Annotated in this window: 23 protein-coding genes and 2 tRNA genes; 15 read left to right on the top strand and 10 right to left on the bottom strand. The window is 56.7% G+C overall.

Annotation, left to right across the window (positions count from 1 at the left end):
- Nucleotides 1-298: 298 nt before the first annotated feature.
- Nucleotides 299-2,731, bottom strand: coding sequence for an ATP-dependent helicase (locus AAC622_RS02675; protein ID WP_340260161.1), 2,433 nt, complete (start codon nt 2,729-2,731; stop codon nt 299-301).
- Between the two features lie 112 nt (nt 2,732-2,843).
- Between AAC622_RS02675 and AAC622_RS02670 the strand changes: the two genes are divergently transcribed.
- From AAC622_RS02670 to AAC622_RS02655, 4 genes are all read left to right on the top strand, one after another.
- Nucleotides 2,844-3,995, top strand: coding sequence for an alpha-hydroxy acid oxidase (locus AAC622_RS02670; RefSeq protein ID WP_340260159.1), 1,152 nt, complete (start codon nt 2,844-2,846; stop codon nt 3,993-3,995).
- Between the two features lie 55 nt (nt 3,996-4,050).
- Nucleotides 4,051-4,485, top strand: coding sequence for a hypothetical protein (locus AAC622_RS02665; protein ID WP_340260158.1), 435 nt, complete (start codon nt 4,051-4,053; stop codon nt 4,483-4,485).
- A 139-nt stretch (nt 4,486-4,624) separates the two neighbouring features.
- On the top strand, nt 4,625-8,068 hold the full coding sequence (locus tag AAC622_RS02660; RefSeq protein WP_340260157.1) for a pyruvate carboxylase: 3,444 nt from the start codon (nt 4,625-4,627) through the stop codon (nt 8,066-8,068).
- 192 nt (nt 8,069-8,260) lie between these two features.
- Nucleotides 8,261-8,335, top strand: a tRNA-Gly gene (locus tag AAC622_RS02655).
- An 82-nt stretch (nt 8,336-8,417) separates the two neighbouring features.
- Here AAC622_RS02655 and AAC622_RS02650 read toward each other — a convergent pair.
- The 3 genes from AAC622_RS02650 to AAC622_RS02640 are packed head-to-tail and all read right to left on the bottom strand — an operon-like array spanning nt 8,418 to nt 11,882.
- Nucleotides 8,418-10,406, bottom strand: a complete 1,989-nt coding sequence (locus tag AAC622_RS02650; protein WP_340260156.1) for a TRAP transporter permease — start codon at nt 10,404-10,406, stop codon at nt 8,418-8,420.
- A gap of 19 nt (nt 10,407-10,425) precedes the next feature.
- On the bottom strand, nt 10,426-10,923 hold the full coding sequence (locus tag AAC622_RS02645; RefSeq protein ID WP_340255348.1) for a DUF1850 domain-containing protein: 498 nt from the start codon (nt 10,921-10,923) through the stop codon (nt 10,426-10,428).
- The gene (locus AAC622_RS02640) at nt 10,923-11,882 is read right to left on the bottom strand and encodes a TAXI family TRAP transporter solute-binding subunit (protein WP_340260155.1); all 960 of its coding nucleotides are present in this window, start codon (nt 11,880-11,882) and stop codon (nt 10,923-10,925) included. The genes AAC622_RS02645 and AAC622_RS02640 overlap by 1 nt, the downstream gene beginning before the upstream one ends.
- A gap of 255 nt (nt 11,883-12,137) precedes the next feature.
- Here AAC622_RS02640 and hisB point away from each other — a divergent pair, with 255 nt between their 5' ends.
- From hisB to AAC622_RS02615, 5 genes are read left to right on the top strand one after another with little or no spacing between them, the layout of a single operon-like run.
- On the top strand, nt 12,138-12,725 hold the full coding sequence (gene hisB, locus AAC622_RS02635) for an imidazoleglycerol-phosphate dehydratase HisB (RefSeq protein ID WP_317655243.1): 588 nt from the start codon (nt 12,138-12,140) through the stop codon (nt 12,723-12,725).
- A gap of 5 nt (nt 12,726-12,730) precedes the next feature.
- Nucleotides 12,731-13,369: an imidazole glycerol phosphate synthase subunit HisH gene (hisH, locus tag AAC622_RS02630; protein WP_340260154.1), complete on the top strand. Its 639-nt coding sequence runs from the start codon at nt 12,731-12,733 to the stop codon at nt 13,367-13,369.
- A 26-nt stretch (nt 13,370-13,395) separates the two neighbouring features.
- The gene (gene hisA, locus AAC622_RS02625) at nt 13,396-14,121 is read left to right on the top strand and encodes a 1-(5-phosphoribosyl)-5-[(5-phosphoribosylamino)methylideneamino]imidazole-4-carboxamide isomerase (protein ID WP_340260153.1); all 726 of its coding nucleotides are present in this window, start codon (nt 13,396-13,398) and stop codon (nt 14,119-14,121) included.
- A complete protein-coding gene (gene hisF, locus AAC622_RS02620) occupies nt 14,121-14,882 on the top strand; it encodes an imidazole glycerol phosphate synthase subunit HisF (RefSeq protein WP_340255336.1) in 762 nt (253 codons plus the stop codon). Before hisA ends, hisF begins: the two co-directional genes overlap by 1 nt.
- Nucleotides 14,879-15,190 (top strand): phosphoribosyl-ATP diphosphatase, encoded by a 312-nt coding sequence (locus AAC622_RS02615; RefSeq protein WP_340260152.1) that lies wholly within the window; start codon nt 14,879-14,881, stop codon nt 15,188-15,190. The genes hisF and AAC622_RS02615 overlap by 4 nt, the downstream gene beginning before the upstream one ends.
- Nucleotides 15,191-15,343: 153 nt before the next feature.
- Here the strand turns inward: AAC622_RS02615 and AAC622_RS02610 are convergent, their stop codons facing one another.
- Both AAC622_RS02610 and rlmB read right to left on the bottom strand, forming a co-directional pair.
- The gene (locus AAC622_RS02610; protein ID WP_340260151.1) at nt 15,344-15,523 is read right to left on the bottom strand and encodes a hypothetical protein; all 180 of its coding nucleotides are present in this window, start codon (nt 15,521-15,523) and stop codon (nt 15,344-15,346) included.
- 127 nt (nt 15,524-15,650) lie between these two features.
- The gene (gene rlmB / locus AAC622_RS02605; RefSeq protein ID WP_340260150.1) at nt 15,651-16,436 is read right to left on the bottom strand and encodes a 23S rRNA (guanosine(2251)-2'-O)-methyltransferase RlmB; all 786 of its coding nucleotides are present in this window, start codon (nt 16,434-16,436) and stop codon (nt 15,651-15,653) included.
- Between the two features lie 97 nt (nt 16,437-16,533).
- Between rlmB and AAC622_RS02600 the strand changes: the two genes are divergently transcribed.
- A tRNA-Tyr gene (locus tag AAC622_RS02600) sits at nt 16,534-16,617 on the top strand.
- Nucleotides 16,618-16,647: 30 nt separating this feature from the next.
- Here AAC622_RS02600 and gph read toward each other — a convergent pair.
- The 3 genes from gph to AAC622_RS02585 all read right to left on the bottom strand — a co-directional run bounded on the left by gph (nt 16,648) and on the right by AAC622_RS02585 (nt 19,555).
- A complete protein-coding gene (gene gph / locus AAC622_RS02595) occupies nt 16,648-17,304 on the bottom strand; it encodes a phosphoglycolate phosphatase (protein WP_340255324.1) in 657 nt (218 codons plus the stop codon).
- A gap of 202 nt (nt 17,305-17,506) precedes the next feature.
- Entirely contained in the window at nt 17,507-18,775 is a 1,269-nt protein-coding gene (clpX, locus tag AAC622_RS02590) for an ATP-dependent Clp protease ATP-binding subunit ClpX (protein WP_317655252.1), read from the bottom strand.
- Between the two features lie 147 nt (nt 18,776-18,922).
- The gene (locus AAC622_RS02585) at nt 18,923-19,555 is read right to left on the bottom strand and encodes an ATP-dependent Clp protease proteolytic subunit (RefSeq protein ID WP_340260149.1); all 633 of its coding nucleotides are present in this window, start codon (nt 19,553-19,555) and stop codon (nt 18,923-18,925) included.
- Nucleotides 19,556-19,715: 160 nt separating this feature from the next.
- On the opposite strand from AAC622_RS02585, the gene AAC622_RS02580 reads away from it, so the two are divergent.
- Complete coding sequence (locus AAC622_RS02580; protein WP_340260148.1) at nt 19,716-20,372, top strand: class I SAM-dependent methyltransferase; 657 nt, start codon at nt 19,716-19,718, stop codon at nt 20,370-20,372.
- A gap of 4 nt (nt 20,373-20,376) precedes the next feature.
- Here the strand turns inward: AAC622_RS02580 and AAC622_RS02575 are convergent, their stop codons facing one another.
- Entirely contained in the window at nt 20,377-21,399 is a 1,023-nt protein-coding gene (locus AAC622_RS02575; RefSeq protein ID WP_340260147.1) for a zinc ABC transporter substrate-binding protein, read from the bottom strand.
- 96 nt (nt 21,400-21,495) lie between these two features.
- On the opposite strand from AAC622_RS02575, the gene AAC622_RS02570 reads away from it, so the two are divergent.
- Genes AAC622_RS02570 through AAC622_RS02555 form a run of 4 tightly spaced genes read left to right on the top strand, consistent with a single transcriptional unit; the run spans nt 21,496 to nt 24,825 of the window.
- A complete protein-coding gene (locus tag AAC622_RS02570) occupies nt 21,496-21,978 on the top strand; it encodes a Fur family transcriptional regulator (protein ID WP_340255312.1) in 483 nt (160 codons plus the stop codon).
- Nucleotides 21,975-22,760, top strand: coding sequence for a metal ABC transporter ATP-binding protein (locus AAC622_RS02565; protein WP_340260146.1), 786 nt, complete (start codon nt 21,975-21,977; stop codon nt 22,758-22,760). The genes AAC622_RS02570 and AAC622_RS02565 overlap by 4 nt, the downstream gene beginning before the upstream one ends.
- On the top strand, nt 22,760-23,551 hold the full coding sequence (locus AAC622_RS02560; RefSeq protein ID WP_340260145.1) for a metal ABC transporter permease: 792 nt from the start codon (nt 22,760-22,762) through the stop codon (nt 23,549-23,551). Before AAC622_RS02565 ends, AAC622_RS02560 begins: the two co-directional genes overlap by 1 nt.
- Before the next feature lie 59 nt (nt 23,552-23,610).
- A complete protein-coding gene (locus AAC622_RS02555) occupies nt 23,611-24,825 on the top strand; it encodes an acyl-CoA dehydrogenase (protein WP_340261390.1) in 1,215 nt (404 codons plus the stop codon).
- The last annotated feature ends 10 nt before the right edge of the window (nt 24,826-24,835 follow it).

Raw genomic sequence — 24,835 nt, 5'->3', positions numbered from 1 at the left:
GGGAACATCTCTCGCTTCTCCTCCTCCCTTGAAGCGCGGGATTTAGCGGGAACCACTTCCTCCTCCCTTAGTGGTTCTCGCAAGAACAAGGGTCAAAAGACCCGCAAGGACGCGCCCCTCCTCCTCCCTTGGGGCCGTATCACGGCAAGGATCCGCTCCTCCCTTAGGATCCGCGCCGCCACAACTGCGCCCTCTTCCTCCTCCCTTGGGGGTGTGGTTAAAAAAAAGAAGCGGTGATGCCTCCTCCTCCCTTGGCATCACCGCTTTTTTATTTTCGAAATGCTAAGATCAGCTGCGTTTAAAAGGGCTGATCGCCCGCGCTGTCCGCCGCAACAACAAAGCGCGCCACCACTTTTTTCACGCCTGCCTTGTCAAAAGCCACATCAAGCTTGTCACCCTCAATCGCGGTAATTGCCCCATAGCCAAATTTTTGGTGAAAGACGCGCTCGCCTAGATCAAATGGAACCGTTGCCGCCTCGTCAAAACCCGCGCGCTTGCTTTCGCGGGGTTGGCTAAGGCCATATTCCCCCTGCCGCGCCTGCAAGCGCCGCCACCCAGGTGAATTATAGGCATCGGCCTGCGCTGCGCGGTCTAGCAGGTTCGAGGCAACCTGCATTTGAGAAACAGGTGACGCAGACTGCCCCATTCCGTGGCTTTGATGACCATAAAGGCCTGGCGGGGTTAAAATCTCGACATGGGCTTCGGGCAATTCATCGATAAAGCGCGAGGGCATCTGGCTTTGCCATTGGCCATAAACACGGCGATTGCCCGCAAAGGAAATTGTGCAAAGCTCCTCGGCCCGTGTGATACCCACATAGGCCAAGCGGCGCTCCTCCTCTAATCCTTTGATCCCTTCTTCATCCATCGCACGCTGGCTTGGGAACAGGCCGTCTTCCCAACCTGGCAAAAAGACTGCGGGATATTCCAGACCTTTGGCCGCGTGCAAAGTCATCAAAGTGACCTTGGCCTGACCATCATCTTGCTCATTATCCATGATCAGGCTGACATGTTCGAGAAAGCCTTGCAGGTTTTCGAATTGCTCAAGCGCCTTGACCAATTCCTTGAGGTTCTCAAGCCGCCCCGGGGCCTCGGGGGTTTTGTCGTTTTGCCACATGGCGGTGTAGCCCGACTCCTCCAAAATCGTTTCGGCCAATTCGATATGGCTCAGCCCTTCGGGGTTTTCGCGCTCGATCAGATCATCGGGGGCGGGGCCTGCAACCACACCCTCGCGCAATAGATTGCGCCAATGGGCGATCTGCAGCACGAAACGGGCCAATTCCTTGCCCCCCTTGCCGCCAATCGCGCCACTTTCCACCGCCATCGCCGCCCCTTGCAAAAGGCTGACACCCTTTTGGCGGGCGATTTCATGGATGGTGGCCTGTGCTTTGTCGCCAAGCCCGCGTTTGGGGGTGTTCACGATCCGCTCAAAGGCCAGATCATCCTCAGGGCTGATCACGAGGCGGAAATAAGCCATGGCATCACGAATTTCCAACCGCTCGTAAAAGCGCGGGCCACCGATGACGCGATAGGGCAGGCCAATGGTGAGGAAACGATCCTCAAAGGCGCGCATCTGATGCGAAGCGCGCACGAGAATGGCGATTTCCTCGGGGCCAATTGCACGCAATCCGCGCGTGCCAATGCCAAGCGCCTCAATTTCCTCGCCGATCCAGCGCGCCTCCTCCTCGCCATCCCAGTGGCCGATCAGACGCACAGGCGCGCCATCCTGGCCTTCTGTCCACAACTCCTTGCCAAGGCGCTGCGAATTGCCCGCAATCACCGCAGAGGCGGCTTTTAGGATATGGCCAGTCGAGCGGTAATTCTGCTCTAGGCGGATCACGGCGGCCCCTTTGAAATCTGCCTCAAAGCGCAGAATATTACCCACCTCGGCCCCACGCCATCCGTAGATGGATTGGTCATCATCCCCCACCACGCAAAGATTGGAATGCCCTTGTGCCAAAAGACGCAGCCATAAATACTGTGCCACATTGGTGTCTTGATATTCATCAACCAAAATAAAGGCGAATTGGCGCTGATATTGCTGCAACACATCGTCATGCGCCTGAAAGATGGTTACCATATGCAAAAGCAAATCGCCAAAATCGCAGGCATTCAGTGCCGCAAGCCGCTGTTGATAAAGCGCATATAGCTTTGGCCCCTTGCCGTTGAAGGCCCCACTTTCGGCGGCGGGCAGCGTATCGGGACGCCATGCGCGGTTTTTCCAATGATCGATGATCCCCGCCAACATCCGTGGCGGCCAGCGCTTCGCGTCAATGCCCTCGGCCTCGATCAATTGTTTCAGCAGGCGGATTTGATCATCCGTGTCCAAAATCGTGAAATTGGATTTCAGCCCAACCAATTCGGCATGGCGGCGCAACAGTTTAACGCAGATCGAATGGAACGTTCCAAGCCACGCCATGCCTTCGGTTGGATGACCAAGGGCCGCGCTGACGCGTTCGCGCATCTCGCGCGCGGCTTTATTGGTGAAGGTCACGGCCAGAATACTGCGCGGCGTGGCGCGGCCTGTGGAAATCAAATGTGCAATCCGCGCGGTCAAGGCGCGGGTTTTACCCGTGCCTGCGCCCGCCAACATCAACACGGGGCCGTCCAAGGTTTCTACGGCCTTGCGCTGCTCTGGGTTCAACCCCTCCAAATAGGGCATGGGCCGCAGGGCCGCGGCCCTCTGCGACAGGGGAACGGTGGCGGCAAGGGTGTTATTTTCAGAACTGCTCATGAGCGGAACCATAGCGATATTCGCGCGGCTCGAAAAGATATGTTCTGTAATTGTTCGCAAAACCTTATGTCAGGGTTTACAAGGGTTAAATTTTGCGCACAGGATCGCCGCCATGACACAGTTTCACAGCCGCTATCCCGCCCTGAGGGATCTCAAATCGCGCGCCCGTGCGCGCATTCCGCATTTCGTGTGGGAATATCTCGACAGCGCCACAGGCAGCGAGTCCGTGCTGCGGCGCAATCGTGCCGCGCTTGATGCCGTGTTGATGCAGCCCGCAGCCTTGCGCGGGGAAATTACACCTGACCTGTCCTGCCGCCTCTTGGGGCGGGACTATCCCCAGCCCTTTGGCATCTCGCCCGTTGGAATGTCAGGCCTTGTCTGGCCCGATGCTGAGCAGATTTTGGCAGCATCCGCTGCGCGGGCGCAGATGCCCTACTGCCTCTCGACTGTGGCCACCCGCACCCCCGAAGAAGTGGCAGATCACATTGGCGATCAAGGGTGGTTTCAGATGTATCCGCCGCGCGATGCGGGCATTCGGCGCGATATGCTTGCGCGCGCAAAAGGAGCAGGGTTTCACACGCTGGTGTTGACTGTGGATGTGCCTGCCGCAAGCCGCCGAGAAAGGCAGACGCGGGGCGGGCTGACACAGCCCCCGCGCCTCACCCCACGCCTTGCGCTACAGGTGGCGCGCTGCCCGTCTTGGGCATTTGGCACCCTAAAACACGGGATGCCACGGATGCGGCTGATGGATGGTTATGCGCCCAAAGAAATGACGGGCGGCACCCTGCCCTCAACCGCGCATATTGGTTACCTTCTACGCGCCGCCCCAGATTGGGACTATCTGCGCTTTTTGCGCGAGGAATGGCAGGGCGCGTTGATCCTGAAAGGCGTGATGGAGGCTGAGGTCGCGGCCCAAGCCCAAACCGATGATCTGGCTGATGCGATTTGGGTATCGAACCATACGGGGCGTCAGTTTGATGGTGCGCCTGCGGCGCTTGACGCCCTGCGCGCCATTCGCCCCGCCACCACCCTGCCCCTCATTTTTGACAGTGGAATTGAGGGTGGATTGGATATTTTGCGCGCCTTGGCCCTTGGCGCAGATTTCGTCATGATGGGCCGTGCGTGGCATTATGCGCTCGGTGCGCTTGGCGCGGATGGCCCTGACCATTTGGTTGACCTTTTGCGCAAAGATATGATTTCAAACATGGCGCAAATTGGCGCGCGCCGCTTTGCCGACTTGCCCGCGCGGCTGTTAACCCTTTAACCAACCCTCGCAATTGCCCTCGCCGTGTTTGTTAACAAATGTTAACATGTCCTCCATGACCGAGGCTGACCTGATCCCGATTATTTGCGCGATGCTGCTTGGCGGCGAGGCCGAATTGCGCCTGCCCTATAGCTTGAACGACAGCGCCCATTATGTGCGGGTGGATTGCGTCACAGACACCCATGCCATCGAAATCGGGCTGGATGATCGCCGCTCGTCCCTCGACAGTTTGCAACAGGCCTTGTTTTACGGCGCGCTCTTGGATCGCGCGCCTATGGTGATCTTGATCGACACGGACGGGCGCGAAGACCCAACCGAATTTCAGGTTGAAACCGCAGCGCGTGCCACGGGCGTGGCTTACCGCGTGATTGATTTGGATTTCCTGATCCGTCTGCAAATCACCGCGCCATTTCGCAGCAGCCACATCGAAAACGATCTGCTCAGTAATTATACATCAAAAAGACAAAACCCCATTTCCACGGCTGATTGACTCTTGCCACACTGCGGTTAATGCTGCTTTGCAGCGATGACGATAGAACCGATTATAAAAAGTTTTGTGACAGGTGGCCGAACCGCGCGACCTAAGTTTCCTTGCCCCTCCCTTCGTTTTGACAGCCCAAGGACATGATATGCCCGAATTCAAGAAAATCCTGATCGCCAACCGCGGTGAGATTGCCATCCGCATCATGCGCGCGGCCAATGAATTGGGAAAACGCACCGTGGCGATCTATGCCGAGGAAGATAAGCTGTCGCTGCACCGCTTTAAGGCAGACGAGGCTTATAAGGTGGGCGAAGGTTTGGGGCCTGTTGCGGCTTATCTGTCGATCCCTGAAATTATTCGCGTGGCCAAGATGGCAGGGGCTGATGCCATTCATCCAGGCTACGGGCTTTTGTCCGAGAACCCCGATTTTGTCGAGGCTTGCGCCGCGGCAGGTATCACCTTTATCGGCCCCAAAGCCGACACGATGCGCGCCTTGGGTGACAAGGCCAGCGCACGGCAGGTGGCGATTGCGGCAGGGGTGCCCGTGATCCCCGCCTCCGAAGTTTTGAGCGATGACATGGATCGCGCCCGCGAGGCCGCGCGCGAAATTGGATATCCATTGATGCTGAAGGCCTCATGGGGGGGCGGCGGGCGCGGAATGCGCCCCATCCTTGGCGAAGACGAACTTGAAACAAAAATCCGCGAAGGCCGCCGCGAGGCAGAAGCCGCCTTTGGCAATGGCGAGGGCTATCTTGAAAAGATGATCACCCGCGCGCGCCATGTTGAGGTGCAGATCTTGGGCGACAGCCATGGCAATATCTATCACCTCTATGAACGCGATTGTTCGGTGCAGCGGCGCAACCAAAAGGTGGTTGAACGCGCCCCTGCCCCCTATCTGAGCGAGGCGCAGCGCAGCGAGATTTGCGAGCTTGGTCGCAAGATTGCGGCCCATGTGGGCTATGAATGCGCGGGCACTGTTGAATTCCTAATGGATATGGACAGCGGGAATTTCTACTTCATCGAAGTAAACCCGCGCGTGCAAGTGGAGCATACTGTGACCGAGGAGGTCACGGGCATTGATATCGTGCGCGCCCAGATTTTGATTGCCGAAGGCAAAACCCTGCTTGAGGCCACAGGCGTGGCAGCGCAGGATGAGGTCACGCTTTCGGGCAATGCCATTCAGTGCCGCGTGACAACCGAAGACCCAACCAACAATTTCATTCCCGATTATGGCCGCATCACCGCTTATCGCGGGGCAACAGGGATGGGCATCCGCCTTGACGGCGGAACGGCCTATTCGGGCGCGGTCATTACGCGCTATTATGACAGCCTCTTGGAAAAGGTGACGGCATGGGCGCCCACGCCCGAGGCCGCAATTGCGCGCATGGATCGGGCCTTGCGCGAATTTCGTATTCGCGGGGTTTCGACCAATATCGCCTTTGTCGAAAACCTGCTCAAGCACCCAACATTTTTGAATTACGAATATACAACGAAATTCATCGACACCACGCCGGAACTGTTTGACTTTGCGCCGCGCCGCGACCGCGCAACCAAAATCTTGCGCTATATCGCGGATATTACGGTGAACGGGCATCCTGAAACGGTTGGCCGCCCCCGCCCTGCGGCTGATCTTAAACCACCGCGCGCGCCGCGTGTGGGAACCGACCCTGTCACCGATGGCACAAGGCAGCTGCTTGAGCGTGAAGGCCCGCTTGCGGTTGTCAAATGGATGAAAGATCAAACACGGCTTTTGATCACCGACACAACCATGCGCGATGGCCACCAATCGCTGCTTGCGACACGGATGCGCTCGCATGATATGATTCAAGTGGCCCCTGCCTATGCCGAGAAACTGCCGCAGCTGTTCAGCGTAGAATGTTGGGGCGGGGCGACATTCGATGTGGCCTATCGTTTCTTGCAGGAATGCCCATGGCAGCGCCTGCGCGATATTCGTGCGAAAATGCCCAACATCATGACGCAGATGCTTTTGCGCGCCTCGAATGGTGTGGGCTATACGAATTACCCTGACAATGTGGTGCAAAGTTTCGTCAAACAGGCGGCGCAGTCGGGTGTCGATGTCTTTCGCGTCTTTGACAGCCTCAACTGGGTTGAGAATATGCGCGTGGCCATGGATGCGGTCGGTGAAACGGGCAAAATCTGTGAAGGCACGATTTGCTACACGGGCAACATCCTTGACCCCAATCGCGCGAAATATGACGTCACATATTATGTCGATATGGCCCGCGCGCTTGAGGCCGCAGGGGCGCATGTTTTGGGCCTTAAGGATATGGCGGGATTGTTGACGCCAGCCGCGGCATCGGTGCTGATCCCCGCCTTGAAGGATGCGGTTGATCTGCCCATCCACTTCCACACCCATGACACGGCAGGTGTTGCCTCTGGCACCATTCTGGCGGCCAGTGCGGCAGGTGTTGATGCGGTCGATTGTGCCATGGATGCCCTATCGGGCAATACCAGCCAAGCGACCCTTGGCACGATTGTGGAATCCTTGCGCTATACCGAACGCGACACAGGTCTGGACATCGCGGCAATCCGCGAGATTTCGGATTACTGGGAGGCGGTGCGCGCCCATTACTTGGCCTTTGAATCAGGGCTACAGGCCCCTGCATCCGAGGTCTATTTGCACGAAATGCCAGGTGGCCAATTCACCAATCTCAAGGCACAGGCGCGCTCCATGGGCCTTGAAGAACGCTGGCACGAAGTGGCACAGATGTATGCGGATGTGAACCAAATGTTCGGCGACATTGTCAAAGTGACGCCATCCTCCAAAGTGGTCGGGGATATGGCCCTTATGATGGTGTCCCAAGGTCTGAGCCGCGCCGATGTTGAAGACCCGCAGAAAGACGTCTCCTTCCCCGATAGTGTGATCGACATGATGCGCGGCAATTTGGGCCAACCGCATGGTGGCTTCCCCCCTGCAATTGTGGCGAAGGTTCTCAAAGGCGAGGCACCAAATTTCGAACGGCCCGGCAAGCATCTGCCCCCCGTTGATCTAGAGGCCACGCGCAAGGAATTGGAAGCTACACTTGATGAGGCGGTCGATGATGAAGACCTTAACGGCTATTTGATGTATCCCAAGGTCTTTACCGATTACGCCATGCGTCACGCCGATTACGGCCCTGTGCGCACCTTGCCTACAAAAACCTTTTTCTATGGGATGGATGTTGGCGAGCAAATCGAAGTCGAAATTGACCCAGGTGTGACGCTGGTTGTGCAGTTGCAAGCGGTCGGGGACACCAACGAAGAAGGCGAGGCCAAAGTCTTCTTTGAATTGAACGGCCAACCCCGCACCATCCGCGTGCCAAACCGCAAAGCCGCCGCAAGCAGCACCAAACGCGCCAAGGCCGAAGGCGGCAACCCTGCCCATATCGGTGCGCCCATGCCGGGGGTTGTGGCCTCAATTGCCGTGTCAAACGGGGCCGAGGTCAAGGCAGGCGATCTTTTGCTGACCATCGAGGCGATGAAAATGGAGACAGGCCTGCACGCGGAACGCAATGGTCGAATCAAATCTGTGCATGTCACCCCCGGCGCACAAATTGACGCAAAAGACCTGCTGATCGAGTTCGAGGCCTAAGAGATTGTTGCGGCGCTGTGGATAGTGCCGCAACATCCCCCGCCCTGTGGCCACGGCCTTGTGGCGGGGATTTTCCTAGCCTAAAATCAGATCAAAAATGCGCATGTCAAATGGCGTAAAAAAAAACGCGCGCATTGTGGACTTTCCCCCTTGCAAACCCCGATCCATGGTCATAGAACCCCTCTTCAAAGAGCGGGCGTAGCTCAGGGGTAGAGCATTACCTTGCCAAGGTAAGGGTCGTGAGTTCGAATCTCATCGCCCGCTCCAATCTTCAAAATCGAAGATTTCAGAAAAAATTTCTCTCGATTTCGAGAGGATTTTTTCTTGTGTCATGATTAGACCCAACCGCTTAGGTTTTTGCCTGATAGGGGTGCTGTTTGGCCTGCCACCAGTTAAGCCCCAAAAGGACAAGGATCGCGACAAGACCGAGCGCCTCAACCATGGCCGATGACCAAAAGACCGCAACAATCGCAGGGATCAGCGCCGCACGGTGCCAAAGCGCCATTGAGGTAAAAAGGAACCCTTCGAGAACGGCGGCAAAGGCCACAATTCCCGCAAGCGCCAAGATGCCTGCAAAAATGACCATATGCAGCGGGCCACCAAGGATGATCTCATCATTATAGACCATGAAGAGCGGGATCAGATAGAGGCCCTTGGCGTATTTCCACGCCTGAAAACTGGTCTCCATCGGTTTTGATCCTGCAATGGCCGCGCCTGCAAACCCTGCCAATGCGACAGGTGGGGTGACGTTGCTGTCTTGGCTATACCAAAACACAACCAAATGCGCGATCAACAGTGGAACGCCAAATTCCGTGGTCAAGGCAGGGCCGACCAAGATAATCAAAACGATATAGGCCGCGGTGACAGGCAGGCCCATGCCAAGGATCAAGGAGGCCAAGATCACGAGGATCAACGCCAAGAACAGATTACCGCCTGAGAAGGCCAACATCATGGCCGAGAATTTCAGACCCAACCCTGTGAGCCCGACAACCCCCACAATCACCCCCGCCACGGCGCAGGCGACTGAAACGGCAACCGCGTTGCGCGCCCCAAGTTCAAGCGCCTCAAGGGTCAAGGCCCCGCCACGTTTGCACAGGGCGAAAAAGCCTTCGACACTGGGCGCGTCCCTTGAAAATGTCCAAAGCGCGCGTGCCGCTGCCGCCGCCATTACCGCCACAATCGCGTAGAACCCCACCCGCATCGGTGAATATCCTGCCACCAATAAAAAGATGAGCGCCACAAGCGGGAAGATGAAATGCCACCCTTCGCGCATCACTTGGCGCACGCTGGGGAGTTCTGCCGCAGTCAAGCCTCGCATCCCCTGTTTGACAGCCGCGATATGCACAAGCAGGTAGACGGCCCCAAAATAGAGAAAGGCCGGGAAAATCGACACCAACACGATGTGAACATAGGGCAATTGGGTAAATTCGCTCATCAAAAAGGCGCCTGCCCCCATCAATGGCGGCATGATCTGCCCGCCCGTTGAGGCAGCGGCCTCTACCCCGCCTGCTTGGGCAGGGCGATAGCCCAGTTTTTTCATGAGGGGGATTGTGAAGGCCCCAGTTGTGACCACATTGGCGATGGCCGATCCCGAGATAGACCCCATACCCGCAGAGGCGACAACCGCCGCCTTGGCAGGCCCGCCGCGCTGACGGCCTGTTGTCGCATAGGCCAGATCAATAAAAAATTTGCCTGCGCCCGTCACCTCAAGGAAAGCGCCAAAGAGAACGAATACGAAAATAAATGTCGCGGCCACACCTAAGGGGATGCCATAAATTCCTTCAGCCCCCAAAGTCATCTGGCTGGCCAAGCGATCCAAGGAATAGCCACGATGGTTAAGGATACCGGGCATGAAATCTGCCAAAAACGGCAATTCTCCGCGCGATCCCGCAAAGGCATAGAGCAAGAACACGCCCGCGATCACCATCATCACCCAACCCACCGCGCGGCGCGCAGCCTCAAGCACCAAAAGAACGGTCAAAACCCCCATTGCAACATCGATGTCGCGGGGAAAGATTTGATTTGCGATTGTGTCAATGTTCACAGGCACCCAAGCCCCAACCGCTATGGAGGCGAGAATGAGAAGGCCGTCTATCGCATATTCTGAGGGACTGCGCCCTTTGGCGCGGCCACGGGGCGGATAGATCAAGAAACACAGAACAAGGATAAAACCCAAATGGATGGGCCTTTGATAGAACAGCCCCAAAGGCTGAACACCCGCGGCGTAAAGCTGAAACAGCGACAACGCGATGCCCACCACTGCGATTAAGCGCAGGATCAATTTTGGTTCAGCCGCGTCTTTTGGGCCAATATCCGTGATGTCGATTTGATCTGCCATACCCCAAATCCTTTTTTCGTTACGGGATCAGCGCAATGCGCACCCGCTGATGTTCTGCCATGCGCGAGAGCGAGATTTCAGTCGCGCCCGCGTGGATACGGTGATCCACCGTCATCGAACCCGGCCTCAAGATATAGGCATTGCCTGCTACAGGCTCGTTAATGTCTTCAATGATATAACCGCCCTGCCCGTCAGAGATTTGTCGACCCCGGCCAATGATATGGTCAAGACCCGCGGCAAAATCTGGCAGATGCGACCAAACAAGCACCATTTGCCCGTTCTGCATCGCGTAGCAATCTTGCACTTCAAACCCTTTGACGGAATGCCGCCACAACACGCACCATTCTGCGGGGTCAGGCAGGACAATTTCGACCAATAAAGTGCCAGTCTCGGCCAAACTCACCTCAAGCGATGTAGCGCGACTGGTCTGCGGCAATAGGAACAGCGCCACCCCTGCGATCAAAGAGAAAAAAGGGGCAGCGCAGATGCGCCACCCCTTTGCATTACGCCCTAACATTAGGGGCGCATACGGTCAGGAATTGTTGCGCCTGTTTCTTCGTAATACCGAATTGCACCAGGATGCAGCGGGATCGGAGAGGCCGACAATGTGAAGCTGATCTCAGTCTGATTTGCAGCAGGATGCACGGCGCGTAGATCTGCGACGTTTTCAAACATCGCCTTGGTGATCTCATAAACAGTGTCATCACTCATCTCAGAGGAAGCAACCAAGACGTTGGGAATACCCAGACCGGGTACCGGTTCATCAACACCCTCATAAATGCCGCTCGCCAGTGCGGCGCTGGCGAAAATCGGATTAGCCGCTTGTGCCGCAGCAATCTCTTCTTCGCTGAGGGCAATCATGCGGATCGAATTGGTAGTGGAAAGGTTCAGAATTGACGATGTTGGTGCACCGACCGAGAAGAAACCTGCATCAATATCGCCATTAGCCAATGCATCTGCGGTTTCGTTAAAGTTCAGGCGCTGCTCGTCAATGTCATCATAGGAAATGCCATTGGCGGTCAAAATAGCCTCTGCGTTAACTTCGGTGCCCGAACCGGGCGCGCCGACTGACACGCGCTTGCCCACCAGATCATCAAGCGTGGTGATGCCGCTATCGGCCAAGGTCACGATCTGAACGAGGTTTGCGTAAAGAACCGCAACGCCGCGGATCATCTCAAGCTGCTGACCTTCAAAGCGACCTGTGCCTGATTGCGCCTGAAACACAGTATCGGCCAAGCCAATCGCCAGATCCGCGTCCCCTGTGGCCACAAGGCCCATATTTTCGACTGATGCGCCGGTCACTTCGGCTGTTGCAGAATACCCATCAACGTAATTGTTGATCACCTCAGCCAAACCACCCCCCATGGGATAGTAAACGCCGCCCGTGCCGCCTGTGGCGATGGAAAGCTGCTCTTGCGCCGCAACGGGGCTTGCGAGCAGGGCCAAGGCAAAGGCCAGTTTGTGCGTGTGTTTCATTCGATGTCCTCCCTAGACAATTAACGGTGTGATGGCGGGTAATTTAAGGTGATGGGGCAAGTGATCAAATATTAATTTCGCTCTGGTTTTCCGAGAGCCCCGAACCAATGGGCGGAAAAGGACGCATCTGCCCGAGATTTGCGTGTCAGAACCGACACATCGCGTAAATTTGTCCCGCGCATTGGCGGGCTTGGCACGAAAGCCACATCCGCCTATAAGCCCCCTGTGACACAGCACACGATAAGGATATGCCCCATGCGCCGCGCAAAGATCAGCCGCAGCACGACCGAGACATCCATTGAGGTTGAGATCAATCTCGATGGCACTGGTGCCTATGATGTGAAAACAGGGGTCGGCTTTTTTGATCACATGGTCGAACAACTGGCTCGCCATTCGATGATCGATATCACATTGCGCGCGCAGGGCGATTTGCACATTGATGACCACCACACAGTCGAGGATAGCGGGATCGCGCTTGGTCAGGCAATTGCCGAGGCTGTTGGCGACAAGGCTGGGATTCGCCGCTACGGTGCCTGCCTTTTGCCGATGGATGATGCCTTGGTGCGGGCGGCCCTTGATCTGTCGGGGCGACCCTATCTGGTATGGAATGTGGCCATGACAGCCCCCAAAATCGGCACATTCGACACCGAACTTCTGCGCGAATTCTTTCAGGCGCTATCCACCCATGGGGGGATCACCCTGAATATTGCACAGCTTGACGGGGTCAATAGCCACCACATTGCAGAGGCGGCCTTTAAGGCCGTTGCCCGTGCGCTGCGCGAAGCGGTGGAAGAAGACCCCCGCCGTGCGGGCGCAATCCCCTCCACCAAGGGCAAGCTGTAATCTCCGTGACCACCATTCTGATTGATTACGACAGCGGCAATCTGCATTCGGCGGAAAAAGCCTTTCAACGCATGGCGCGCGAAACGGGCCAAGGCGTGGTGCGGGTCAGCAACCGCCCCGAGGATGTGGCAACAGCCAGCCGTATCGTCTTGCCAGGCGATGGGGCGTTTCCCGCCTGCCGCCGCGGCCTCGCCGCGATTGACGGGCTGGAGGAGGCGATCGTCGAAGCGGTGACCAAACGCGCTATTCCCTTTTTGGGCATTTGCGTGGGGATGCAAATGTTGGCCAATGAGGGCCATGAATATGAAACCGTCACAGGCTTTGGCTGGGTCGCGGGCAATGTGCGCAAGATCGCACCTAATGATCTCGCCCTCAAAGTGCCACATATGGGGTGGAATGATCTGGTCATCGACCAACATCACCCCGTTTTAGAGGGTATCGCCACAGGCGCGCATGCCTATTTCGTGCATTCCTATCACATGGAGATGCGCGACCCCGCCCATCGTTTGGCCCATTGTGACTATGGCGGCGATGTCACCGCAATTGTGGGCCATGCCAATGTGATCGGCACGCAGTTTCACCCGGAAAAAAGCCAAGAGGCGGGGTTGCGCCTGATTGCAAATTTCCTCAATTGGGCGCCGTAACCTCGGTTAGAAAGACCATAGATAAGATGATCCTTTATCCCGCGATTGACCTTAAAGATGGACAGGCCGTGCGCCTTTACAAAGGCGAAATGGAACAAGCGACCGTGTTCAACGACAACCCTGCCGCGCAAGCGCGCGCCTTTGTGGACGCGGGGTGCCAATATCTGCATTTGGTTGATCTTAATGGGGCTTTTGCAGGCACGCCCATTAATGGCGCTGCGGTTGAGGCAATTTTGGCGGATGTCGATGTGCCAACGCAGCTTGGCGGGGGTATCCGCGACATGGCCACGATAGAGATGTGGCTTACGCGCGGCATATCGCGGGTCATTCTTGGCACCGTGGCCGTGGAAAACCCCGATTTGGTGCGCGAAGCCGCGCGCCACTTCCCCAATCAAATCGCTGTGGGTTTGGACGCACGCGAGGGCCGTGTGGCCACCCGTGGTTGGGCCGAAGAAACCGATATCATGGTGACCGATTTGGCCAAATCCTTTGAGGATGCAGGCGTGGCCGCGATTATCTACACCGACATTAATCGCGATGGCGCAATGGCTGGCCCAAATATCGAGGCGACCGAGGCCTTGGCGCGCGCAACCACACTGCCTGTGATTGCCTCGGGCGGTGTGTCATCATTGGCTGATCTCATCGCATTGCGCGACACAGGCGTAATTGCAGGCTCGATTTCGGGCCGCGCGCTCTATGATGGCGCGATTGATCTAGCGGCGGCCTTGGCCGCGTTGCGTGAGGGCGCGTAATGCTCAAGACACGGATCATCCCCTGCTTGGACGTGGCCGATGGCCGCGTGGTGAAAGGTGTGAATTTCGTGGATTTGATTGATGCAGGCGACCCTGTCGAACAAGCCCGCGCCTATGATGAGGCAGGCGCGGATGAGCTGTGTTTCCTAGACATCCATGCCACGCATGAAAACCGCGGCACCATGTATGATCTGGCCACCCGCACCGCGGAGCAATGTTTCATGCCACTGACCATAGGTGGTGGGGTGCGCACAGTGGAAGATGTCCGCAATCTGCTTCTGGCAGGCGCCGATAAGGTCAGCTTTAATTCCGCGGCTGTAGCAGACCCCGATGTGGTGGCCCGCGCGGCAGATAAATTCGGCAGCCAATGTATTGTCGTGGCCATTGACGCCAAAACCGTCAGCCCAGGCAAATGGGAGATTTTTACCCATGGTGGGCGCAAACCCACGGGGATTGATGCGGTGGAATTCGCAAAACTGGTCACCCAAAAAGGCGCAGGCGAGATTTTGCTGACCTCGATGGATCGGGACGGCACTAAATCGGGCTTTAACCTGCCCCTCACCCGCGCGGTTTCTGACGCGGTGAATGTGCCCGTGATCGCCTCAGGCGGGGTGGGGAATTTGGATCACTTGGTCGAAGGGGTGACCATCGGCAAGGCAAGTGCGGTTTTAGCCGCCTCGATTTTTCATTTCGGAACCTATACGATTGCCGAAGCCAAGGCGCATATGGCCAAGGCAGGCATTCCAATGAGGCTGACATGAGTGATATTCTGATCCAATTGGCGAAAACGATTGAAGCCCGCAAAGGCGCCGATCCCCAAAGCAGTTGGACAGCAAAACTCCTGTCTAAAGGCCCCGAAAAAGCCGCCGAGAAATTCGGCGAAGAGGCGGTTGAAGCCATTATCGAGGCCGTAAAGGGCGACAAGGCGGCGCTGACGCGGGAGGCCGCCGATGTGATTTATCACTTGATGGTCATGCTTGCCGCGCGCGATGTTGCGCTCTCAGACGTCCTTACAGAGCTTGAGCGCCGAACAAGCCAAAGCGGGATTTCCGAGAAAGCCAACCGCTGAATAAAACGCCTGCGGGCCAAAGGCGCGCAGGCGATAAGGTACGGAACGAGGGACAGTAACATTGCCCAACATGGCGTTCCGAAGCCACGTTGGCATGTGTTAAAGATATGAATGCACAGCGCGCGAAAAAGACCCGCCCACGAATTTGTGAGATCAGTCGAGGATGTCTTCGACCAGATCAAAAATCTCGCCAAAGGCCTTTTTCCAAAGCTTCTTCTTTTTCTTCTGAGCGGATTTCTTGCGTCCTTGGCCAAATTCTGTAACGGGGCGCGGTTTTGGCAGCGCATATTTCGCTGACCCGCTTGGGGGTTTCAGCGCCTTCATTTCATGCAAAGGCGCGCCACATGATCCACAGGCCAGTTAATGCCCACCTCGGGCTGTTAGTTCCAGAACCGTGCGCCGCCCGCAATAGCAGCAGGTGGCAATTTTGCGATCATGGGGCATTGGCACCCCCTCCTCATTACGGTTTTGCTCTTACCGCATATAGGGAGACTGCCGCCGCATTTGATACATTGAGCGATCCAAACTCGCCCAAAAAGGGGATTTTGACCAAATGGTCGCACAACTCGCGGGTGCGTTCCCGTAATCCTGGCCCCTCGGCCCCGAGAACCAAGGCAAGGGGGCGATCCTGATATTGATCTGCGATGCTGTCAATCTCATCCTCAGCCTCGCCTGCAAGGCCGAGGCAGATATACCCCATCTCCTTAAGTTCTTCTATCGCATCGCCAAGGTTTTTGACCCGCAGATAGGGTTGCCGCTCCAACGCGCCCGAGGCCGTTTTGGCAAGCGCGCCTGTTTCGGGCGCGGCATGGCGGGCGGGGGCGATCACCGCACGCGCGCCGAAAACTTCGGCCGAGCGTAGGATTGCACCGACATTATGCGGGTCTGTGACCCGATCCAGCAGCAACAGCCGCGCGGGCCCGTGACCATCCGACAACGCCAGATCAGCCAGACTGCCCCAATCGAGCGCCTTAACCTCGAGGGCTGCCCCTTGATGGACAGATTGCGGATCAAGCGGCGCGTTGAATTTGCGCGGATCCACTAATTCTGGCTCAATCGCGGCCATTGCAATCGCATCGGCCAGTTTGTCATGTGCATTTTTGGTAACAATCAGGCGCAATTTCTGCCGCGCAGGATTCATCAGCGCATCTCGCACCGCGTGCAGTCCAAACAGCCAAATCGTAGCGGCCGCAGCCGCCTTTGCGCCGCGTTCCTTTTCCACCACCCATATTGGTTTTTTTGCCATGGCTGACCTTGATCACTCTGCGCGAAAAACTGCAAGCCAAAAGCGCGCATTTGCCCTTGACCCTGAGGCCTGTGGCGGCTATCCCGCCTCTCGCGTCGGGCGACGTGCTGCAAGGTGCGGCAGCGGACTGTAACTCCGCCGGGGAGACCCATGCCTGGTTCGATTCCAGGGTCGCCCACCATTTTCCCCCTCATGGAATTGGTGGTTTGGCTTAGGCCTCACAGGCCAAAATTGCCTGAATTTGCGCGGCCATATCGCGGTGATGGCTGAAGGTTGCAGCGCGCTCCATCTCGGCCAAGCGGCCATGATTATAGCCCTCCGTGTAGAGCAAAAACGGCACGCCTGCCGATTTGGCGGTCAGGGCATCGGTCATGCTATCGCCCACATAGATCATAGGCGAAACCCCAAGCGCCGCAATCACGGCCTGCAAAGGGGCGGGATCTGGTTTGCGCTGCGGCAGGCTATCGCCTGCGATGACATGATCGAAATAGCCGTCCAGATCGAAATGCGCCAAAACCGATTGCGTGGGCAGCAGCGGTTTATTGGTGCACAGGCCCAAACGATGCCCTGCCGCGCGCAAATCATCAAGCGCGGCCACTGCGCCCTCGTAAATTACGGTGTGATCATGCGCCTCGACATAGACCTGTTGAAATCGGCGGTGGCGCGCCTCAAACCCCGCCTCAGGCAGGTTGCGCAGCTTTGACATCCGCTCGACAAAGACGCGCGCGCCATTGCCAATAAATGACTTTGTCTCATCAAGGCTGATGGGGGCGGCCCCCTCCTCGGCCAAGACGGTATTGGCGGTGGCGCAAATATCAGGCGCCGCATCAATCAGCGTGCCGTCTAGGTCGAAAATGATCGCCGCCATTTGCCCCTGCCCTATTCCCTTGCTATCTGCCCCCTCTATCGCAGCGCGAAAGGGCCTTGCCAAGGGCAGCGTGGTGATTTGCCCCGTGACAGCGCAGAGAAAGGGGCGTGAGGCGCGGGCCTTGTTCGAAAAAAACCTGCCCCGAAAGGAGCAGGTTATTCGAAACAGACTGCGCAATGCAGGCTATTGGATGCGCTGAACCTTAACCTGCCGAGGAGGCAGCCTCATCCTTTTTGCGATCCGCGTAGATCATCAGGGGCTGAACGTCTGACGTCACGGCCTCATCATTGACCACAACCTCCAACACGCCTTCCGCGCCTGGCAATTCAAACATGGTATCAAGCAGGATATCTTCCATAATTGACCGCAGGCCGCGTGCACCCGTCTTACGCTCAATCGCACGCTTGGCAATCGCACTCAGGGCGTCATCGGTGAATTTCAGCTTCACATCTTCCAATTCAAAAAGCCGCTGATACTGTTTCACAAGCGCGTTTTTCGGTTCGGTCAAAATCGTGACCAAAGCCGCCTCATCAAGATCTGTCAGCGTTGCGATCACGGGCAAGCGGCCCACAAATTCGGGGATCAGGCCGAATTTCAACAGATCTTCTGGCTCAAGTTCCTTGAACATTTCTCCGACACCGCGGCTGTCATTGTCTTTGACATCGGCGCCAAAACCGATGGCCGACCCTTTGCCACGCTGCGCGATGATTTTTTCAAGACCCGCAAAAGCGCCGCCGCAGATGAACAAGATATTGGTCGTGTCGACCTGCAAAAATTCCTGCTGCGGGTGTTTGCGGCCCCCTTGGGGCGGAACGCTTGCAACCGTGCCTTCCATGATTTTCAGAAGGGCTTGCTGCACCCCCTCGCCCGACACATCACGGGTGATGGAGGGATTGTCAGATTTACGCGTGATCTTATCGACCTCGTCAATATAGACGATGCCGCGCTGCGCACGATCCACGTTATATTCAGAGGCCTGCAATAGCTTGAGAATGATGTTTTCGACATCCTCACCCACATAACCCGCTTCGGTCAGGGTGGTCGCATCAGCCATCGTGAACGGCACGTCCAAGATCCGCGCCAAGGTTTGCGCAAGGAGGGTCTTGCCGCAGCCAGTCGGGCCGATCAGCAAGATATTGGACTTCGCCAATTCAATCTCGGATTTATCCGAATGATTGAGGCGTTTGTAGTGATTGTGAACCGCAACAGACAGCACGCGCTTTGCATGCTCTTGGCCGATCACATAGTCATCGAGAACCGCGCAAATGTCGCGCGGGCTCGGCACGCCGTCAGTGGATTTCAAGCTTGAGGATTTCGTCTCCTCACGAATGATATCCATACAAAGCTCAACGCATTCATCGCAAATGAACACTGTCGGGCCTGCAATAAGCTTGCGAACCTCGTGTTGGCTTTTGCCGCAAAACGAGCAGTAAAGCGTATTTTTCGAGTCGCCACTGGCGGAATCTGCCATCTCAATCACCTTCGAACGGTTCGGCAGGAACGGCCCCTGCCGCAAACTATCTGCGCCTGTTTCATCTTTGGCTCTTAGCGTAGAACAGCAAAACCGCCACCACAACGCCAAATTGCATCAGGCGAGGTCATATCTGCCCCGCCCGTACTATTCTGATTTCTCTTCCAAGGCTGCGCGGCTTTCCACGATCTGGTCAATCAGGCCCCAAGCCTTGGCTTGTTCGGCATCCATGAAATTGTCGCGCTCAAGCGCCTCGACCACTTTTTCGAATTTCTGGCCCGTATGTTTCACATAGATCTGGTTCAAGCGATCTTTCAGCTTTTGCGTCTCTTGAGCATGGATCATGATATCGGTCGCCTGACCCTGATACCCGCCTGAGGGCTGGTGCACCATGATGCGGCTATTGGGCAGGGAAAAGCGCATGCCCGCCTCGCCTGCGGTTAGCAAAAGCGACCCCATCGAGGCAGCCTGCCCCACCACCAAAGTCGAGACCTTCGGTTTGATATATTGCATGGTGTCATAGATCGACAGGCCAGATGTCACCACGCCGCCGGGGCTGTTGATATACATCGAAATCTCTTTTGAGGGGTTTTCGGCCTCAAGGTGCAAAAGCTGCGCCACGATCAGGCTCGACATTCCGTCATGGATGGGGCCAGAGATGAAAATGATCCGTTCTTTCAGCAGGCGCGAGAAAATGTCATAGGCCCGCTCCCCGCGCGAGGTTTGCTCGACCACCATAGGCACAAGCGTGTTCATGTAGGTATCAATCGGATCTTTCATGGTGCATCCTCAACTGGGGTTAATTGCTGTTTTGGCGCTGTATCATCGAAGTGTTACCAAGAGTCTTAGTCTTGCAGGACAGGGGCTGCAAGGGTGGCACGCTTGACTTGTTGCCATATTCGCGCAATGCCGCAGACAAGATTTACGGGGAAATATCACAATGGCCAGACCTAGCGCGACCACGCTCGAATCCGAATGCACCGCAGAAGAGCGCGCACTTTTGATGGAAACCTTGAAAAATTCTGCATTTTCAGGGGCGCATTTGGAAATTGGCACCGCGGCGGGCGGCACTTTGAAAGAGATGATGGGGCAATACGCGCCCGATGCGCGCCCAGATTTTTTTGTGATTGATCCGCTGACCTATTACCCCGATCAAGAAAATATCATCACCCGCAACCTGATATCGGCGGGGATTGACCCCAATCTGGTCACCTTTTGGAAAGGTGTGACCCAAGATTTCATCGATCCTGCCCGCGCGTCAGGGCAGATGTTTGATTTCGTTTTCATTGATGGCGACCATCGTCACTATTACGTCACTGTTGATTTGCAATGGGCCGATTGCGTCACCAAAGGTGGCGTTATTGCCCTGCATGATCACGGCGCGGCATTCCCCGGCGTAGGATGGGCGATTGACACATTCCTCGCCCATAATTCCGATTTCAAAATTGAGGCACGCGCAGGCAGCCTGACGATCTTGCGCCGCATTGCGGTCACCAAGCGCCCCGCCGTCACCGCAGCGGATTTGCGCCATGCGCGGCGCGTCCATCTGATGTTCCGCTGGAAGCGCAGCCTCAAAAAGCGGCTTGGCCTACGCTAGGCCATTAGCCCTTGCAGCCCGAAATACCTGTCGCCAAATCCTGCAAAAGCGCGGGGTAGAAATCGACACCCGCGGGGATATGCCCGCCATATGGGTCAATCACCGCGATTGAGACAGGGGCCGCATCGGCCACGGCGCTCAGGATATCTGGGTCGAATTGTGGCTCTGCAAACAGGCATTCAACCCCCTGCTCGGCCACAATCGTGCGAATTTCAGACAGGCGCGCCGCCGAAGGGGCGCTTGCATCTGACAGGCTAATGGCCCCTTGCGCGGAAATATCAAACGCATCCTCAAAATATTGATAAGCGTCGTGGAACACGATGAAAGCGGGCGGCGGCGTTGCCGCAAAATCCGCCTCGATTTGATCCGCGAGCTGTTCGACCTGCCGCGCGGCATTTGTCGCATTTCTGCGATAGGTCTGTGCATGGTCGGGGTCTGCCGCCGCCAATTCCTCGGCAATCGCGGTCAGCCACAGAACGGCATTGTCAGGATCAAGCCACGCATGAGGATCAATCGCGCCATCATGCGCATGGTCTTCGTGACCCCCATCTTGGTGATCATCATGCCCGTGGTCGTCATGCCCGTGGTCTTCATGATCATCGTGACCTTGGTCATCATGGCCGTGATCATCATGATCATTGTGGCGATGCGCCTCAAAACGCGCACCTTCGCGAATGGGCAAGAGATCCGTCTGCGGCACCGACAAAAGCGCCATCTCTTTCCCCGCCCCCGCAAGATCAGCAATCACCCCCGACAAGGCGGGTGAAAGGCCAGCCCCAATCCAGACCACCAAATCAGCCTCTTGCAGCGCGCGCGCCTGCGAAGGGCGCAAGGCAAAGTGATGCGGACTGGTGGCTTGGTCAATCAACAAATCAGGCACACCAACCCCCGCCATGACCTGTGCCACAAGCGAATGCACGGGGGCGATATCTGTTACAACCCTCGGCACCTCTGCGACCGCCGCAGACGGCGTTGCCGCTGAAAAGGCGCAAATCACACCTGTGCCAAGTAAGAATCTCATAGACATCAGCGCACCCTCATGATTAGAACGGGGTGAGAGTTAGTAGATATGTTATAACATATCAATACTGAAAATCGGCAACATGAAAGGTTATGCGCGCCAATGTCGCAAAACCAATTCCACGACCACGACCATCAAGGCTGCATCGCCTCGGCGCTTGCCGCCGCCGAAGCACGATGCGCCACAGAAGGCCTGCGCCTGACAGCGCAGCGTAAACGTGTCTTGGAAATCCTGCTTGAGGAGCATCGCGCCCTTGGGGCCTATGATATTCTGGCGCGACTTTCGGCCGAGGGGCAGAATGCCCAACCCCCTGTGGCCTATCGCGCGCTTGATTTCCTGGTCAGCCATGGCTTTGCGCATCGCATTGAGCGCCTAAACGCCTATATCGCCTGCACCCTGCCCGATGAGGGGGCGCATATGCCTGCCTTCATGATTTGTCGCAACTGCGATATGGTTGCAGAAACGGGCGGGCCTGAGGCAGAATTGGGGCTGGTGAGCGAGGCAAAAAATTTGGGCTTCGCGGTTGAACGCAGTTCGGTCGAATTGGAAGGGCTCTGCCCCGCCTGCCGCGAGGCACGGCCATGAACGCACCTATAAAACGGCCCCTGATCAAAACCCAAAATCTGCGCCTGAGCCAAGCGGGGCGCGTGGTGTTGGATCATGTGAATTTTGAGATTGCTCTTGGTGAAATCGTTACAATCGTGGGGCCGAACGGATCGGGGAAAACCTCGCTTTTGCGCGCCTTGATTGGGGCGTTGCAGCCTGAGCGGGGCATAATCACACGGGCCGAAAATTTGCGCATAGGCTATGTGCCGCAAAAGCTGCATATTGACCGCAGCCTGCCTGTGACTGTGGCGCGGTTTTTGTCGATGCCGCGCCGTCACAGCCCTGCAGAAATTGCAACCGCCTTGCATCAAGCGGGTTTGCCCGATTTGGGCGCGCGGCAGATGACCGAATTGTCAGGGGGGCAATTTCAGCGTGTCCTGTTGGCCCGCGCCATTCTTGACCGCCCAACATTGTTGATTTTGGACGAAGCCACACAAGGGCTGGATCAACCGGGTTCTGCCGCCTTCTACACCCAAATCGAAGATCTGCGGCGCGAGGTGGGCTGTGCGGTTTTGATGGTCAGCCATGAATTGCACGTTGTGATGAGTGCCTCGGATCGGGTGATTTGCCTCAACGGGCATATCTGCTGCGAAGGCCGCCCCGAAACAGTTGCAAGCGCGCCTGAATATCGCGCGCTTTTTGGAACGGGCACGCATGGGGCATTGGCCCTGTATCGGCATGAACATAGCCACAGCCATGATTACGATCACGATCACGGCCATGCTCACAGCCGCGACCATAGCCCCGAAAAGGTGCAATGATGCTGGATGATTTCATGATCCGCGCCGCCCTTGCGGGAGTCGGGGTCGCTGTGGTTGCGGGTGTTTTGGGCTGTTTTCTGGTTTGGCGGCGCATGGCCTATTTTGGCGATGCCACGGCCCATGCCGCGCTGTTGGGGGTTGCCATCTCGCTTGCGTTGAACCTGTCGATTTTCACAGGGGTTCTGTTGATCTGCCTGATCGTGGCCTTGATGGTGACAAGCCTATCGGAACGCTCACTCGGTCTTGACAGCTTGCTTGGCACCTTCGCCCATGCGGCGCTTGCCATTGGCCTTGTAGCCGTAAGCCTGACCAAAGGGGTGCGTGCTGATTTATCGGCCTATCTTTTTGGTGACATTCTGGCAGTTAGTCGTGCTGATTTGGCGGTGATCTGGCTTGGTGCGGCGGTGGTTTTGGTGCTGATCCTCAGCCGTTGGCAGGCGCTGTTGACTGTGACGCTGTCGCCTGAATTGGCCCATGCCAGTGGCATTGCGCCACGGCGTGAGAATATGCTGCTGACCCTTGCACTTGCCATCAGCGTGGCTGTGGCCATCAAGGTAGTGGGGGCGCTGTTGATCATTGCATTGATGCTCATCCCCGCTTCAGCGGCACGGCCCTTGGCCCGCAACCCAGAAGGGATGGCCATTTTGGCCTCGCTGATTGGGGTGGTATCGGTGGCGCTTGGACTTTGGGGATCATTCGCCTATGACACCCCCACAGGGCCAAGCATTGTCTGTGCAGCCGCCCTGTTCTTTGCGCTTTCTGCCCTTATTGGGCGGGTGCGCATGGGTTGAACCTTGCCGCGCTTCGCGGCAATGTCGGCCATATGTTTTTTGCTTTGGAGGACGTAACGATGCCAGATGGTCACAGCGCAAAATCAGGCCCTGCTCTCGCGGCTTTTGAGTGGGCAGATCCCTTTCATCTGGCAGCGCAGCTTGCGCCTGAGGAAGTGATGATTTCCGAAAGCGCCGAGGCCTTTGCCCAAGACCACCTCGCCCCCCGCGTCACCGAAGCTTATTTGAACGAAACCACTGCGCCTGAACTATTTCCCATGATGGGAGAAATGGGCCTTTTGGGCGTAACTGTGCCCGAAACCTATGGCGGCATTGGCGCAAGCTATGTCAGCTATGGCTTAATCGCCCGCGCTGTCGAGCGGGTCGATTCTGGATATCGTTCGATGATGTCCGTGCAATCAAGCCTCGTGATCTACCCGATCCATGCTTACGGGTCAGAGGCACAAAAACAAAAATATTTGCCCAAACTGATCAGCGGCGCGCTTATTGGCTGCTTTGGTTTGACCGAACCCGAAGCGGGCTCTGACCCCGCAGGGATGAAAACCACGGCCACGAAAACCGCAGATGGCTATGTGTTGAACGGCGCAAAGATGTGGATTTCCAACGCACCTATCGCGGATGTCTTTATCGTTTGGGCAAAATCGGAGGCCCATGGCGGCAAGATTCGCGGCTTCATCCTTGAGAAAGGAATGAAGGGCCTGTCTGCGCCCAAGATTGAGGGCAAACTTTCCTTGCGGGCTTCGGTCACGGGAGAGATCGTGATGGATCAGGTTGCCGTGCCAGAAGATGCGCTTTTGCCAAATGTCGAGGGACTGAAGGGGCCGTTTGGCTGCCTCAACCGCGCGCGCTATGGCATTGCGTGGGGGGTGATGGGTGCCGCCGAAGATTGCTGGCATCGCGCCCGCCAATATGGGCTCGACCGCCGCCAATTCGACCGCTCTCTTGCGCAAACACAGCTGTTTCAGAAAAAGCTGGCCGATATGCAGACGGAAATCGCGCTTGGCCTGCAAGGGGCTTTGCGTGCAGGCCGCATGATGGATGAGGGTAGCTGTGCGCCCGAATTGATCAGCCTGATCAAACGCAACAATTGCGGCAAAGCCTTGGCCGTTGCGCGCGATGCACGGGATATGCATGGCGGCAATGGGATCATGGCTGAGTATCATGTGATGCGGCACGCGCAAAACCTTGAGACGGTCAACACCTACGAAGGCACACATGACGTGCATGCCCTGATTTTGGGGCGCGCGCAAACAGGGCTTCAGGCGTTTTTCTAATCACAAAGGG

It is taken from the genome of Roseobacter sp. HKCCA0882 (genome assembly GCF_037805225.1).
Lineage (GTDB): Bacteria > Pseudomonadota > Alphaproteobacteria > Rhodobacterales > Rhodobacteraceae > M30B80.
This window is presented reverse-complemented; position numbering and strand designations above follow the sequence as displayed.

What these genes read in the sequence shown, in the direction of transcription:
- AAC622_RS02675 (WP_340260161.1), bottom strand. Translation starts at nt 2,731, where the DNA reads ATGAGCAGTTCTGAAAATAACACCCTTGCCGCCACCGTTCCCCTGTCG.
- AAC622_RS02640 (WP_340260155.1), bottom strand. Translation starts at nt 11,882, where the DNA reads ATGAAACACACGCACAAACTGGCCTTTGCCTTGGCCCTGCTCGCAAGC.
- AAC622_RS02660 (WP_340260157.1), top strand. Translation starts at nt 4,625, where the DNA reads ATGCCCGAATTCAAGAAAATCCTGATCGCCAACCGCGGTGAGATTGCC.
- hisA (WP_340260153.1), top strand. Translation starts at nt 13,396, where the DNA reads ATGATCCTTTATCCCGCGATTGACCTTAAAGATGGACAGGCCGTGCGC.
- AAC622_RS02585 (WP_340260149.1), bottom strand. Translation starts at nt 19,555, where the DNA reads ATGAAAGATCCGATTGATACCTACATGAACACGCTTGTGCCTATGGTG.
- gph (WP_340255324.1), bottom strand. Translation starts at nt 17,304, where the DNA reads ATGGCGGCGATCATTTTCGACCTAGACGGCACGCTGATTGATGCGGCG.
- AAC622_RS02615 (WP_340260152.1), top strand. Translation starts at nt 14,879, where the DNA reads ATGAGTGATATTCTGATCCAATTGGCGAAAACGATTGAAGCCCGCAAA.
- hisB (WP_317655243.1), top strand. Translation starts at nt 12,138, where the DNA reads ATGCGCCGCGCAAAGATCAGCCGCAGCACGACCGAGACATCCATTGAG.
- AAC622_RS02570 (WP_340255312.1), top strand. Translation starts at nt 21,496, where the DNA reads ATGTCGCAAAACCAATTCCACGACCACGACCATCAAGGCTGCATCGCC.
- rlmB (WP_340260150.1), bottom strand. Translation starts at nt 16,436, where the DNA reads ATGGCAAAAAAACCAATATGGGTGGTGGAAAAGGAACGCGGCGCAAAG.
- AAC622_RS02575 (WP_340260147.1), bottom strand. Translation starts at nt 21,399, where the DNA reads ATGTCTATGAGATTCTTACTTGGCACAGGTGTGATTTGCGCCTTTTCA.
- hisF (WP_340255336.1), top strand. Translation starts at nt 14,121, where the DNA reads ATGCTCAAGACACGGATCATCCCCTGCTTGGACGTGGCCGATGGCCGC.
- AAC622_RS02670 (WP_340260159.1), top strand. Translation starts at nt 2,844, where the DNA reads ATGACACAGTTTCACAGCCGCTATCCCGCCCTGAGGGATCTCAAATCG.
- AAC622_RS02645 (WP_340255348.1), bottom strand. Translation starts at nt 10,923, where the DNA reads ATGTTAGGGCGTAATGCAAAGGGGTGGCGCATCTGCGCTGCCCCTTTT.
- AAC622_RS02650 (WP_340260156.1), bottom strand. Translation starts at nt 10,406, where the DNA reads ATGGCAGATCAAATCGACATCACGGATATTGGCCCAAAAGACGCGGCT.
- AAC622_RS02560 (WP_340260145.1), top strand. Translation starts at nt 22,760, where the DNA reads ATGCTGGATGATTTCATGATCCGCGCCGCCCTTGCGGGAGTCGGGGTC.
- AAC622_RS02665 (WP_340260158.1), top strand. Translation starts at nt 4,051, where the DNA reads ATGACCGAGGCTGACCTGATCCCGATTATTTGCGCGATGCTGCTTGGC.
- AAC622_RS02565 (WP_340260146.1), top strand. Translation starts at nt 21,975, where the DNA reads ATGAACGCACCTATAAAACGGCCCCTGATCAAAACCCAAAATCTGCGC.
- AAC622_RS02580 (WP_340260148.1), top strand. Translation starts at nt 19,716, where the DNA reads ATGGCCAGACCTAGCGCGACCACGCTCGAATCCGAATGCACCGCAGAA.
- AAC622_RS02555 (WP_340261390.1), top strand. Translation starts at nt 23,611, where the DNA reads ATGCCAGATGGTCACAGCGCAAAATCAGGCCCTGCTCTCGCGGCTTTT.
- clpX (WP_317655252.1), bottom strand. Translation starts at nt 18,775, where the DNA reads ATGGCAGATTCCGCCAGTGGCGACTCGAAAAATACGCTTTACTGCTCG.